Annotated in this window: 10 protein-coding genes; all 10 read right to left on the bottom strand. The window is 67.2% G+C overall.

Features of this window, described 5'->3' with window-relative positions; translation table 11 throughout:
• Positions 1-50 precede the first annotated feature (50 nt).
• Entirely contained in the window at positions 51-1,490 is a 1,440-nt protein-coding gene (locus tag CXY77_RS08415; protein WP_104090382.1) for a transcription antitermination factor NusB, read from the bottom strand.
• Positions 1,487-2,404 carry a methionyl-tRNA formyltransferase gene (gene fmt, locus CXY77_RS08410; RefSeq protein ID WP_104090384.1) on the bottom strand — a complete coding sequence of 306 codons (918 nt, stop codon included), beginning with the start codon at positions 2,402-2,404 and terminating at the stop codon, positions 1,487-1,489. Before fmt ends, CXY77_RS08415 begins: the two co-directional genes overlap by 4 nt.
• Positions 2,405-4,432 carry a hypothetical protein gene (locus CXY77_RS08405; protein ID WP_104090385.1) on the bottom strand — a complete coding sequence of 676 codons (2,028 nt, stop codon included), beginning with the start codon at positions 4,430-4,432 and terminating at the stop codon, positions 2,405-2,407.
• 13 nt (positions 4,433-4,445) lie between these two features.
• Positions 4,446-5,639, bottom strand: a complete 1,194-nt coding sequence (metK, locus tag CXY77_RS08400) for a methionine adenosyltransferase (protein ID WP_092340068.1) — start codon at positions 5,637-5,639, stop codon at positions 4,446-4,448.
• Between the two features lie 43 nt (positions 5,640-5,682).
• Positions 5,683-6,909, bottom strand: coding sequence for a bifunctional phosphopantothenoylcysteine decarboxylase/phosphopantothenate--cysteine ligase CoaBC (gene coaBC / locus CXY77_RS08395; RefSeq protein ID WP_092340067.1), 1,227 nt, complete (start codon positions 6,907-6,909; stop codon positions 5,683-5,685).
• Positions 6,910-6,933: 24 nt separating this feature from the next.
• Positions 6,934-7,194, bottom strand: a complete 261-nt coding sequence (rpoZ, locus tag CXY77_RS08390) for a DNA-directed RNA polymerase subunit omega (protein ID WP_092107764.1) — start codon at positions 7,192-7,194, stop codon at positions 6,934-6,936.
• Positions 7,195-7,308: 114 nt separating this feature from the next.
• The gene (gene gmk, locus CXY77_RS08385) at positions 7,309-8,229 is read right to left on the bottom strand and encodes a guanylate kinase (RefSeq protein WP_104090529.1); all 921 of its coding nucleotides are present in this window, start codon (positions 8,227-8,229) and stop codon (positions 7,309-7,311) included.
• The gene (pyrF, locus tag CXY77_RS08380) at positions 8,222-9,112 is read right to left on the bottom strand and encodes an orotidine-5'-phosphate decarboxylase (protein ID WP_255410001.1); all 891 of its coding nucleotides are present in this window, start codon (positions 9,110-9,112) and stop codon (positions 8,222-8,224) included. Before pyrF ends, gmk begins: the two co-directional genes overlap by 8 nt.
• A gap of 14 nt (positions 9,113-9,126) precedes the next feature.
• Complete coding sequence (gene carB / locus CXY77_RS08375; RefSeq protein ID WP_104129930.1) at positions 9,127-12,414, bottom strand: carbamoyl-phosphate synthase large subunit; 3,288 nt, start codon at positions 12,412-12,414, stop codon at positions 9,127-9,129.
• Complete coding sequence (gene carA / locus CXY77_RS08370; RefSeq protein ID WP_104090532.1) at positions 12,414-13,571, bottom strand: glutamine-hydrolyzing carbamoyl-phosphate synthase small subunit; 1,158 nt, start codon at positions 13,569-13,571, stop codon at positions 12,414-12,416. Before carA ends, carB begins: the two co-directional genes overlap by 1 nt.
• Positions 13,572-13,697 lie beyond the last annotated feature (126 nt).

Here is a 13,697-nt window from a genome sequence, read left to right as displayed (position 1 = left end):
GTTTCGGGGGTGCTCATCCGCTGGACGCAACGAGCCCAAAAGACGTGGGGCTAGGGGGCGCGCTGCAGCAGGGTGATGAACATCGCGTCGGTGCCGTGGCGATGCGGCCAGAGCTGCACGCTGCCGGTATCGGCGGGTAGGTCGAGGTTGGCGGCGCTGAAGGACTGCACGACGGCCGCGGTGTCGAGCGCGGTCACGCTGCCGCCGGCCTTGCGCACGGCGAGGGCAACGATCGCCCGGGTCTCGGCGGTGTGCGGCGAGCAGGTGACATAGGCCAGGATGCCGCCGGGCTTGAGCGCGAGCAGAGCCGCGTCGAGGAGCCCGGACTGCAGGCCGGCCAAGTCGGCGACGTCTTGGGGCTGCTTGCGCCAGCGGGCCTCCGGTCGGCGGCGCAGTGCACCGAGGCCGGTGCAGGGGGCATCGAGCAGGATGCGATCGAAGGTGTCGGCATGAGTCTGACCGATGGTGGTGCCGTCGATCTCCCAGACCGGAACGGTCTCCGGCAGAGCCTGCAGGGCAGTGCGCACGAGCGTTGCCCGCGCGGGAACGAGCTCGTTCGCCACGAGTTCGGCTCCCCCGGCGCGCGCCTCGGAGGCGAGCAGGGCGGCCTTACCACCGGGGCCGGCGCACAGGTCGAGCCAACGCTCCCCCGCAACGATCGGCTTGGCCCGGCTGAGCGCCAAGGCAGCGATCTGCGATCCTTCATCTTGCACCCGAACGCGACCCTCCGTGGCGGTCACCAAGTGGTACGGGTCTCCGGAATCCAGCACGAAACCGACCGGGGAGAATTCGTCGGCGAGGCCCAGTCGTTCACGGTCGGCGTCGGTGGCGAGGCCGGGCAGTGCGACCATGTTGACCTTGGCGGCCATGTTGTCGGCAGCGAGCAGGTCGGCGAGCTCGTCTTCGTGGCCTTCAGCTTTGAGCGCCTGGCGGAAGGCGCGCACGATCCAGGCCGGGTGCGAGTATTCGGCGGCGAGCCGGTCGTCGACGTTGACCGCCCCTTCGAGCACGCGCTCGCGCCATTCCTCGACGCTCGACCGGGCGATGGTGCGCAGCACCCCGTTGGTGAAGCCGGTCGCGGAGCGAGAGCCGACCTGTTTGGCGAGCGAGACGGATTCGTTGACCGCGGCGTGGGTCGCGACGCGGGTGGCGAGCAGCTGGTGGGCGCCGAGACGCAGTACATCGAGAATGGCGGGGTCGATGGCGCTCACCGGCCGGTTCGCGGCAAGGGCAATGACGCGATCGTAGAACCCCTGCATGCGCAGGGTGCCGTAGGTGAGCTCGGTCGCGAGGGCGGCATCCGCTGTGCCCAGGGCGGCGCGCTGAATGCGGGTCGGCAGTAGCAGGTTGGCGTAGGCGTCGGACTCGCGAACGGCGGCGATCACCTCGTAGGCGATGCGGCGGGCCGGCTGCACGTAGTCGGCCGGGGCCTGGCGAGAGCGGGCCGGCGTCGTGCCGGCACGATCCATACGCGCGCGATCATCGCTCATGAAGCCGTCACCGATTCTGCTCCCACTCCGCGCCACCAGTCGTTTGCTGTCATTGCTGTCTTTCCGGCCGGTTGCACGCGCAGCAGAACCAGCGGTTCGGTCTGCGTGCCCACGAGCACTGCTTTATCGAGCTGCAGAATGGTTCCGGCAGGCAGATGGGGTTCGAGGGCGCTCGGCGCGACCTCGAGGAGTTTCAGAACGGCGCCGTTCACGGTGGTGAACGCGCCCGGTTCGGGTGTCACGCCACGAATGTGACTGTAGACGGACGCTGCCGGCCGGCCGAAATCGATACGCGCGTCCTCCCGCACCAGTTTGGGCGCGAGAGTCACCTCACCGGTCTGCGGGACGGCAACGGCGGTGCCGGCGGCGAGCTCGTCGACGACTCGCAGCAGCAGGTCCGCTCCGCTATGGCTCAGTTCCTCCAGAAGTATTCCCGATGTGGAATGTGCTCCGACGGGGCGGGAGAAGCTGCCGAACACGGCACCGGCGTCGAGTTCGGGCACGAGCTGGAACACGGCAGCACCGGTGAGTTCATCGCCGGCCAGGACGGCACGCTGCACCGGCGATGCACCGCGCCAGCGCGGCAGGATTGAGAAGTGCAGATTGATCCAGCCGAGGCGGGGAACGGAGAGCAGCGGCTCGCGCACGATTCCGCCGTAGGCGACGATGACGCCGAGGTCGGGCTGCAGGGCGCTGATGATATCGGTCGCCTCCGCATCGAGCCGGTTGGTCTTCAGCACCGGGTAGCCTCGTTCGGTCGCAGCCTGCGCGACCGGCGACGGGGTAAGGGTGCGTTTGCGGCCGAGGGGGGCATCCGCTCGGGTGATCACGGAGACGATCTCATGATCGGTCCCGGCCAGGGCAGTGAGGCTGGGGACGGCGACCTCCGGCGTGCCAGCAAAGACGAGTTTCATTTAGAGCAGCTCCGGGTCGTCGAATCGAACTTTAAGTGTAGGTGCCGGTTGGAACGAGCCGGACTTCGGCTTGCGACGCCTGGCCGCGTTGCGCACGACCGCCGCCTTGAGCGCGTGGGCGACCTCATCGCCTCGGGCGTAACCGAACCGCACGACCGCACGCACCAGGGGCGGCTCGGTGTCCACCGGACCGAGCACGTCGAGGCCGGCGACCGCAGCCAGATCGGCCAGGGCAGCGTCGACGTCAGCGGCGGTTCCCGTCACGGACGCAACCCGCACGGCCGGCGGAAAGCGCAGCTGACGACGGTCGGCCAGCTCGCTCGCGGCGAACGTGTCGGGCCGCCAGGAGTTGAGTGCCCGGGCCAGGGCGCCGCCGACTCCGGTGAGCAGTACGGGCGCGCCGGGTGCAGCGAGGGCGGCGGCGTTGGCCCACCAGCGCAGGCAGTCTTCACCGACGCGAAGGGATTCGCGGGCCAGCATGCGTTCGCCGTCGAGAATGAGGATGGCCCGGTAGCCGCCGGTCGGCAGCGGTTCGGCGCCGCGGGTGGCGATGATGAGGGCCGGCTGCGGGCCGATGGTCTGCACGGTGTGCTCGCCGTCGGCGACGATCACTCGCGCCCCCGGGAAGGCGCGGCCGAGTTCTTCGGCGGTGCGGCCGGTGCCGAGCGTGACGACGCGCAGTTTGGTGCCCTCGCAGTGCAGGCAGGTCCAGCCGGCGGCCAGGGCGCCGCACCACCGGCAGGACGGCACGGACGAAGCCGATTTGAGGCCGAGCGGTCCCTGGCAGTGCGTGCAGCGGGCGGCCTTCTTGCAGCTCTGGCACGCGAGCATGGGCGCGTATCCGGGGCTGGCGACCTGCACCAGCACGGGGCCGTGTTGGAGCGCTTCGCGGGCGGCCTGCCAGGCGGCCGAGGGGATGCGGGCCGCACGAGCCTGCTGATCGGGCTCGGACTGAAAATCGGTCGGAATGATGCGCGGGTGCCGGTCGACGGCGGGACTCACCTCGCTGACGTAGCCGAGCTCGACCAGGCGCTGGGTCTCGACACTGCGGGAGTGGCCGAGCAGCACGAGGGCGCAGTCGGCGTCCTGCTGGCGCACGAGGGCGGCGTCGCGGGTGTTGACGTAGGGGCTGAGCTGCTCGGTGTAGAGCGGGTCGCCGTCGTCCCAGAGAGCGATCAGGCCGAGGTCGTGCGCCGGGGCATACACGGCAGACCGGTTGCCGAGGATGATTCGCGGCGCGGATTCGAGGCAGGCCAGGAAGGCACGGTACCGGTCGGGGTTGGGCTGGCGGGCGTCGACCCGGCTCAGCGGAAGGTCGGGGGCAAGCTGGGCGAGGGCGGCCTGCACCTGGTCCTGGTCGCGAAAGTCGGGAACGCACAGAATGGCGCTCTGCCCGGTGCCAAGGGTGGCGACGGCGAGTTCGGCGAGAGTTTTCGCCCAGCGTCCGATGGAAGTGCCGTCCTCGAGCTGGGTGAGTTCGGGGATCGCAGCGACGGCGACCCGGTGGTGCTCCACGATGGCGGTGTCGAGGCGGCCGGTCGGGTAGCCGACGAAAGCCGGGGTGGCCAGGGCGATAAGGACGGGTGACGGTGCCGGAATGGCGGTCTCGACGGGCTCAGACATCGCGGCCAACCAGGCCTTTTCGACTCGCACCTGGCGGGGCGGAACAGCGAGACGGATGATGTCGCTCGCGTTCCCCGCCGCCCGATCCGCTAGGCGGCGGGCCAGTTTCCAGACGTCAGGCGTGAGCACGACGGCCGTGGACACGACCGAGTCGAGCTCACTGAGGGCGCCGCGGTAGGCGCCATCCGCTTCAAAATCGACAACCCCTCGCGGGGCGCGCGGATCGAACACCTCGATCACGTAGGCGTCGACGACGCGACCGCCGGAACGAAACGGCACCTTCACGCGCACGCCAGCGGCCACCTGCCCGACCAGTTCGGCGGGTATGCCGTAGTCGAAAAGGTGGTCCAGTTGCGGCAGGGGGGAATCGATCAGCACCCGTGCGACGAGGCCGGTGTGCGTCATGACTGTGCCGGTTTCAGAGGCCGGCGGCGCTTCGCAGGTCGTCGACCTTGTCGAGCCGCTCCCAGGTGAAGTCGGGCAGCTCCCGGCCGAAGTGACCGTAGGTGGCGGTCTGCGCGTAGATGGGCCGCAGCAGGTCGAGTGAGTGGATGATCGCTGCCGGACGCAGGTCGAACACGTCCCGGATCGCCGCCGTGATCTCCCGGTCGGGCAGCACCCCGGTGCCGAAAGTCTCCACGTACAGACCGACCGGGGACGCCTTGCCGATCGCGTACGCGACCTGCACCTCGAGGCGTTCGGCCAGGCCCGCCGCAACAGCGTTCTTGGCAACCCAGCGCATGGCGTACGCGGCCGAACGGTCGACCTTGGACGGGTCCTTGCCGCTGAACGCACCGCCGCCGTGGCGGCTCGATCCGCCGTAGGTGTCAATGATGATCTTGCGCCCGGTGAGGCCGGCGTCACCCTGCGGGCCCCCGATTTCAAAGCGGCCGGTGGGGTTGATGAGCGTTGCCAGCGCGGAGGAGTCAAGGTCGATGCGCTCGAGCACCGGGCGAATAACAAGTTCTTCAACCTCGGCGCGCAGCCGCTCCGTGGTCACGGACGGCGCGTGCTGCGTCGATACCACGACGGTTTCGACGGTGCGGGGAATGATGCCGTCGTAGCCGATGGTGACCTGGGTCTTGCCGTCGGGGCGTAGATAGTCGAGTTCGCCGCTCTTGCGCACGAAGGCGAGGCGCTCGGCCAGGCGGTGCGCGATCCAGATCGGGATCGGCATGAGTTCGGGCGTCTCGCGGGTGGCGTACCCGAACATGATGCCCTGGTCGCCCGCGCCCTGCCGGTCGAAGTCGTCGAGGCTGGACTGCTCACGCGTTTCGAAGGCGTTGTCGACGCCCTGAGCGATGTCGGGCGACTGGCCGCCGATGGAGATTTCGACGCCGCAGGATCGGCCGTCAAACCAGACGTCGGAGGAATCGTAGCCGATGTCGGTGATGCACTTGCGCACGATCGACGGAATCTCGACGTACGCCTCAGTGCTGACCTCGCCGGCTACGTGCACGAGGCCGGTGGTGACGAGGGTCTCAACAGCGACGCGGCTGTGCGGGTCGTCCGTGAGGAGGGCATCGAGGATACTGTCGGAGATCTGGTCGCAGATCTTGTCGGGGTGACCCTCGGTGACTGATTCCGAGGTGAAGAGGCGAAGATCGCTCATCTGGCCCGTCTCTGTAGAAGTTGAATGCCGGTCGCAGCTGAGGCTAACCGATCAGGTCAAGTATGCAATTGGCCACCGACATCTTGCTGCCGGAGACCTCATTCACTATAACTCCGTGGCGATCGAGCACCGTCACGGTGTTACGTTCCGTGCCGAAACCGGCGTCCTGCCCCACCCGGTTCACGACCAGGTAGTCGCAGCCCTTGCGGGTGATTTTGTCGCGACCGAGGGCCAGCAGCCGGTCGGCATCCGTTTCGGTTTCGGCGGCAAAGCCGATGATCAGTTGACCCGGCCGGCTGGCAGTAGAGAGCTCGGCCAGAATGTCGGGGTTCTTGACCAGTTCCAGCGTGAGGGTGTCCCCCACGTCTTCCTTTTTGATCTTGCCGACCTGCACGGACCGGGGCCGATAATCGGCGACCGCGGCGGCCATGATGATGACGTCGGCCGTTCCGGCGGCGCGCGTCATGGCCTCGTGCATCTCAAGGGCACTGCCCACGAGAACGGTCGTGATGCTGGTCGGAACGGCCACCTCGAGGTTGGCGGCGACCAGGGTGACCAAGGCCCCGCGGGCCAGGGCCGCCTGGGCGAGCGCGACGCCCTGCTTACCGCTCGAGCGGTTGCCGAGGAACCGCACCGGGTCGAGCGGTTCCCGCGTGCCGCCGGCGCTGATCAGTACTCGGCGACCGGCGAGATCCGCCACAGCGGATGCCGCAGCCTCACCAGCAGGCATCGCCCGGTCGAGCACGGCCAGCGCCACCGCGACGATGGTGTCCGGCTCTTCCATGCGGCCGGCGCCGGAGTCGGTGCCGGTGAGCCGACCGACGCCGGGGCCAACGATGGTTATACCGCGCGAGCGCAGCACGGCCACATTGGCGACCGTAGCGGGGTTGTTCCACATCTCGGTGTGCATAGCCGGTGCGATCACGAGCGGTGCGGTGCTGGCCAGAATGGTGTTACCGAGCAGGTCGTCGGCGAGGCCGGCGGCGAGTTTGGCGATGCTGTTGGCCGTTGCCGGTGCGACGACGATGAGGGCGGCGCTCTGGCCGATGGCCACGTGGCGTACCTCGGCGACGCCCTCATAGAGGTCCGTGTGCACCGGGTTACGCGAGATGGCCTCGAGGGTGGGCTTGCCGACGAAGCGCAGTGCCGCCGGGGTGGCGACCACGTGCACCGAGTCGCCGTTCAACACAAAAGCGCGCACAATGTTGACGGCCTTGTACGCTGCGATGCCGCCGGTGATACCGACGACAATCGTGCGAGGTGTCTTCATCCTGCGCGCTTAGTGGTTAGTGCTCTAGGCCTCGACGATCGGGCGGGAAACGAGCTTGTCGTCGTTGATCTCGCGCAGGGCCACCGAGAGCGGCTTGTCTTCGACGGTCGAGTCGACGAGCGGTCCGACGTTGTCGAACAGGCTGCCTTCGTGCAGGTCGGCGTAGTAGTCGTTGATCTGACGCGCACGCTTGGACGCGAAAATCACGAGGGCATACTTCGAGTCGACCTTGGAGAGCAGGTCGTCGATGGGCGGGTCAATGATGCCAGTGGGCTTGTTCGCCATTGGTGTCACACTCCTAATAGAGCACGGCCTGAGGCCAGTGCGAATCTGTTGTTAAACGAAAACATGAGCGGTATACGTGCCCGGAGACACGCAAGAATTCAGCAGAAACGGGCGCTACGACGTGCTGGATGCAGCGCGGATCTCCATCAAGTCTACGACCTCACGGGCGGCGTCGCCGACATCGTGGTTGATCACGCGGTAATCGAACTCGCCCTGGGCCGCCAATTCCAGCTTGGCGGTCTCGAGTCGACGGGCCTGTTCGGCGGCATCTTCGGTGCCGCGGCCGATCAGGCGGCGCACCAATTCGTCCCAGCTCGGCGGCAGCAGGAACACCAGCCGGGCTTCGGGCATGGCACGGCGCACGGCGCGAGCCCCCTGCAGGTCGATCTCGAGCAGCACGCTGTTGCCGGCTGCGATGGCCGTATCAACCGGGCCGCGGGGGGTGCCGTAGCGGTAGGCGTTGTGCACCTTGGCCCACTCGAGCAGTTCGCCGCCCGCGACCATGCGGTCGAATTCGTCGTCGGAGACGAAGTAGTAGCTGACCCCCTCGGTCTCCCCCGGGCGCGGTGCGCGCGTCGTGGCCGAGACGGAGAGCAGCACGTCGGGGTAGTTCTCCCGGATATAGCCGGCGACGGTGCCCTTGCCGACCGCGGTGGGGCCGGCGAGAACGATGAGTTTGGAGTCGGCTACGCCGTGCCGGAGCGTGGGCCGTTCGGAGAGAAAGTCCCGCAGCCGGTCGCGCTGGTGCCGGCCCAGGCCGCCGAGCCGCTTAGACGGCGAGATTTCGAGCCGATGGATGATGCGCTGCATCTTGGTCACACCGATGGCCGGAATGCTCACGAGCAGCTCGGTCACTCGCAGCCGCCCCTCGACCCCGATCGGGTCCTTGATCGCGGTGGCGAGCACCTCGAGGGCGGTTCGTTCGCCCGAAGCAACCTCGGCTTTGACCTTGGCGCGGGCTCGCCTGGCAGCGACGGCGGCGCGCGACGCAGCCACCCGGTCGACTTCGGGCGGGGTGGGACGGTTTTCAGCCACGAACGGCACCTACTTCGGTTATTCGGCGCTCAATGGCTTCTTCGATCCGGTGGGGTCCGGCCGAGAGCACACTGCGCGATTCACTCACGATAACTCCTCCGGCGTATTCACCATATATCAAGGTCAGATCCATAATATTCCCTCCCTGGTGACCAAAACCGGGTGCGAGCACGGGAGTTCGAAATTCGGTCGGCGCCCGCAGCACGTCGATGCCGAAGGCGGCCAGGTCGAGAGTGGCTCCGAGCACGACGCCGATCGACCCGAGACCGGTCGCCAAACCAGCGGATGCCGCACTAGGGCCGGCCCGCGCGTTCCGCGCTCCCACGTCGTCGAGAATGGCCCGGGCGACGCTCGATCCCTGGAACGGACCGTCGGCCACGATGGCCCGCTGAACGTCCGCGGCCTCGGGGTTGGAGGTCGCGGCCAGCAGAAACACACCCTTGCCGTTCGATGCGGCGAGGGTGAGTGGTGAGTCGAGCGAACCGACACCCATGTACGCGGCGAGGGTGAGGGCATCCACTTCGAGCGGGGAACCGGGCGTGAACCAGGCCTGCGCGTAGGCTTCGACGCTCGTGCCGAGGTCGCCGCGTTTGGCGTCGCCGATCACGAGCAGGCCGGCCGACCGGGCGTCGGCCAGCACGCGTTCGAGCGCCAGGAAGCCCGCCGAACCAAAGCGTTCGAAGAAGGCGACCTGCGGTTTGACGATACCCACCCGGCCGGCCGCAGCCGCGACGACGGCACGACCGAACGATTCGACGCCGGCCGCGGTGTCGGGCAGGTTCCACTCACCAAGCAACCAGGAATGCGGGTCGATGCCCACGCAGAGCTGGCCGTAAGTGGCAAACATCCGCTCGAGCCGGTCACCAAAGGAAACCGGGCTCACAGCACGGCCGCTGTTCACAGCAGAGCGGTTCGGGCCGTGGCGTATTCCTGAAGCGAGGTCACCTCGAACCCGTCGCGAATCGAGTCGATCGAGGCTACTGCGGCGCTGAGTTCGGCGATCGTGGTGAACAGCGGCAGGTCGCCGGCCACTGCGGCGGCACGAATCTCGTAGCCGTCGGCGCGTGCCGTGCTGCCGCCGGGGGTGTTGATGACGATCTGGATCTCTTCGCGGCGAATGAGCTCGACGATGGAGACGTCGTCCTCGTCGGTTTTCTCACTGAACTTGGTCACGACGCGGGCGCGGATGCCGTTTCGCTGCAACACCTCGGCGGTGCCGATGGTTGCGGTGATCTCGTAGCCAAGCTGCTGCAGGCGCAGCATCGGCAGGATGATCGCTCGCTTGTCGCGGTCGGAGACCGACACGAACACGGTGCCGGAAAGCGGGATTCCGCCGTAGGCGGCGAGCTGGCTTTTGGCGAACGCCCGCGGGAAGTCGCGGTCGATGCCCATGACCTCGCCGGTGGAACGCATCTCCGGGCCGAGGATGGAGTCGACCACGAGGCCCTCGGGGGTGCGGAACCGGTTGAACGGCAGTACGGCTTCCTTCACGGCGACCGGCGCTTCGATCGGCACGCGGGAGCCGTCGATGAGCGGCAGCTTGCCCTCCGCCTTCAGCTCGGCGATGGTCGTGCCGACCATGATGAGCGCGGCTGCCTTGGCGAGGGTGATGCCCAGTGCCTTCGCGACGAAAGGCACCGTGCGCGAGGCGCGCGGGTTGGCTTCCAGCACGTAGAGCACTCCGGCGCCGATGGCGAACTGCACGTTGAGCAGGCCTTTCACGCCGATACCGCGGGCGATGCCGACAGTCGCTTCGCGCACACGGTCGATTTCGGCGCGCCCGAGGGTGACCGGCGGCAGGGTGCAGCTCGAGTCGCCGGAGTGGATGCCGGCTTCTTCGATGTGCTCCATGACGCCGCCGATGTACAGTTCGTGGCCGTCGTAGATGGCGTCGACGTCGATCTCGATGGCATCGTCGAGAAAACGGTCGACCAGAAGCGGATGCCCCGCCCCGATGATTCCCTGTCCGGCCATGCGCTGAAAGTAGTCGGCCAGCGATGGGGAATCGTAGACGATCTCCATGCCGCGTCCGCCGAGCACGTAGCTCGGGCGAACGAGCACCGGGTAGCCGATTTCTTCGGCCACCACCACGGCGCCGGCAAAGTCGATCGCTGTTCCGTTGCGGGGGGCGAGCAGGCCGGCGTCGTCGAGGATCTTCGAGAACAGGCCGCGCTCTTCAGCCAGGTCGATGGCGTCGGGCGTGGTGCCAAGAATGGGGATGCCGGCCGCTTCGAGTCCGCGGGCCAGGCTCAGCGCGGTCTGGCCGCCGAGCTGCACGACCACGCCGACGAGTTCGCCGCTCTGGCTTTCAGCGTAGATGACCTCGAGCACGTCTTCAAGGGTGAGCGGTTCGAAGTACAGTCGGTCGCTGGTGTCGTAGTCGGTGGAGACCGTCTCCGGGTTGCAGTTGATCATGATGGTCTCATATCCGGCGTCCGACAGGGCGAAGGAGGCGTGTACACAGGAGTAGTCGAATTCGACGCCCTGCCCGATGCGGTTCGGTCCGGACCCGAGGATAACGACCTTGCGGCGGTCGCTGGCGACAACCTCGGTCTCGGTGTCATAGCTCGAGTAGTGGTACGGCGTGAGGGCCGGGAACTCCCCCGCGCAGGTGTCGACGGTTTTGAACACGGGGCGCACACCGAGAATGTGCCGCACCGTGCGCACATCCGCTTCGCCAAAGCCGCGCAGTTCGCCGATCTGCGCGTCGGAGAAGCCGTGGTCCTTGGCGAGGATCATGACGTCGCGGTCGAGTCGGTCGGCGGCTTTGACCTGCTCGGCGATCTCGTTGATCAGCACGATCTGGTCGATGAACCACGGGTCGATCTTGGTCGCAGCAAAGACCTCGTCGATTGTCGCGCCGCGGCGCAGGGCCTGCTGCACGGTGACGATGCGGCCGTCGGTGGGAATCTCGGCGGCGGCGAGCAGTTCCTCGACAGAGCGGGTCTCCGCGCCCCAGTGAAAGCTCGAGCCGCGCTTTTCGAGCGAGCGCAGTGCCTTCTGCAGGGCGGAGGCGAAGCTGCGACCGATGGCCATCGCCTCGCCGACCGACTTCATGGTCGTGGTCAGCCGCTGGTCAGCGGCCGGGAACTTCTCGAACGCAAACCGCGGAACCTTCACCACGACGTAGTCGAGCGTGGGTTCGAAGCTCGCCGGGGTGACTCCGGTGATGTCGTTGGGGATCTCATCCAGGCGGTAGCCGATGGCGAGTTTGGCGGCGATCTTGGCGATCGGGAAGCCGGTCGCCTTACTGGCCAGGGCGGAGGAACGCGACACCCGCGGGTTCATCTCGATCACGATGACGCGGCCATCGACCGGGTTGATCGCGAACTGGATGTTGCAGCCGCCGGTGTCGACGCCGACGGCGCGGATGATGTCGATCGAGATGTCGCGCAGGTGCTGGAATTCACGGTCGGTCAGGGTGAGCGCCGGGGCGACGGTGATCGAGTCGCCGGTGTGCACGCCGACCGGGTCGACGTTTTCGATGGAACAAACGACGACCGTGTTGTCGGCCGTGTCGCGCATCATCTCGAGTTCGTACTCTTTCCAGCCCAAGATGGATTCTTCGAGCAGCACCTCGGTGGTCGGGCTGTGGTGCAGGCCGTCAGTGACGATGCGGCGCAGTTCCACCTCGGTGTAAGCGAAGCCGCTTCCGAGGCCGCCCATGGTGAAGGAGGGGCGTACAACGAGCGGGTAGCCGAGGTCATCGGCGTAGCCGATCGCTTCCTCGACGGTGCGGGCAATGTACGAGCGGGCCACGTCGGCGCCAGCGTCGAGCACGAGCTGCTTGAAGATCATGCGGTCTTCGCCCTTGTTGATGGCGTCGAAGCTCGCGCCGATCAGCTCCACGTTGTACTTCTGAAGGATTCCGCGCTCGTGCAGCTGGATGGCCGCGTTGAGGGCGGTCTGCCCACCCAGGGTGGGCAAAATCGCATCCGGTCGTTCCTTCGCGATGATCGTCTCAAGAATCTCGGCGGTGATCGGTTCGATGTAGGTGGCATCGGCAAAATCGGGGTCGGTCATGATGGTGGCCGGGTTCGAGTTGACCAGGATGACGCGTACGCCCTCCTCGCGCAGAACGCGGCAGGCCTGGGTGCCGGAGTAGTCGAACTCGCAGGCCTGGCCGATGACGATCGGGCCGCTGCCGATGACAAGAACGCTGTTGATATCGTCGCGCTTGGGCATTATTTGGTTTCTCCTGCATTGGCGCTCTGCGAAGCCAGCACAACGTCTCTGAATCGATCGAAAAGGTGGTTGGCGTCGTGCGGGCCGGCGGCGGCCTCCGGGTGGTACTGCACCGAGAAGGCGTTGATGTCGAGGCAGCGGATGCCTTCGACGACCTGGTCGTTGAGGCTGTAGTGGCTCACTTCAACCCGTCCGAAGCCGGCGCGGGAGTCGTGGATGCCCTCGATGGGCATGTCGACGGCGAAACCGTGGTTCTGCGAGGTGATCTCGACCCGCCCGGTGGTCTTGTCGAGCACCGGCTGGTTGATTCCCCGGTGGCCGAACGGCAACTTGTAGGTGCGAAAGCCGAGCGCCCGGCCGAGCAGCTGGTTGCCGAAGCAGATGCCGAAGTATGGGACGCCCGCGCGCAGCACCTCCTGCAGCAGGGTGACGTGGGCGTCGGAGGCGGCCGGGTCGCCGGGTCCGTTCGAGAAGAACAGGGCTGAGGGCTTCAGCGACAAAACGTGCTCTGCGGTCACCGACTGCGGCAGCACGAGCACTTCGAAGCCCCGCTCGGCCAGGTAGGTGAGCGTGCTGGTCTTCACACCGAGATCGAGCACCGCGACGGAGCCGATGCGTTCTCCGACGGCGGGGATGGAGAAGGGTTCGACGGTCGAGACCTCGAGCGACAGGTTGCGGCCGCGCATGGCCGCGCCCGAGCGCACCCGTTCGAGCTGTTCGCTCTCGGACAGGCCGAACAGATCACCGGAAAAGATACCGCTCCTCATGGCACCCGCAGAGCGGATGTGACGGGTGATCGCCCGGGTGTCGATACCGCTGATCCCGACCACGCCCTGCTCTTCGAGATCATCGTCGAGGGTGCGGGTGGCGCGAAAGTTGGAGGCGATACGCGCGGGTTCCCGCACGATGAAGCCGGCCACCCAGATCTGACGGGACTCCATGTCCTCATCATTCATGCCGGTGTTGCCGATGTGCGGGGCGGTCATGAGCACGATCTGCCCGGCGTAGGACGGGTCGGTCAGGGTCTCCTGGTAGCCGGTCATGCCGGTGGCGAAGACGATCTCGCCGAGGGTCTGCCCCTCACTGCCGTAGCTGCGGCCTACGAAGCGGCGACCGTCTTCGAGCACGAGTACGGCTGGGCCGGGCTTGTCCGTCACGGAGAAGGTGGCGTTCAGCGCAACGGATGCTGCGGGCTGGCCCGATCCGGCCACGCCCGAGACGGACTGCTCGGGGGTTGCCTGTTCGGCTGATTCGGTGGAATCTGCCTGGTCTGGTGCGGTGGA

Origin of the sequence: Cryobacterium sp. N21 (genome assembly GCF_002929575.1) — a bacterium.
Lineage (GTDB): Bacteria > Actinomycetota > Actinomycetes > Actinomycetales > Microbacteriaceae > Cryobacterium > Cryobacterium flavum.
This window is presented reverse-complemented; position numbering and strand designations above follow the sequence as displayed.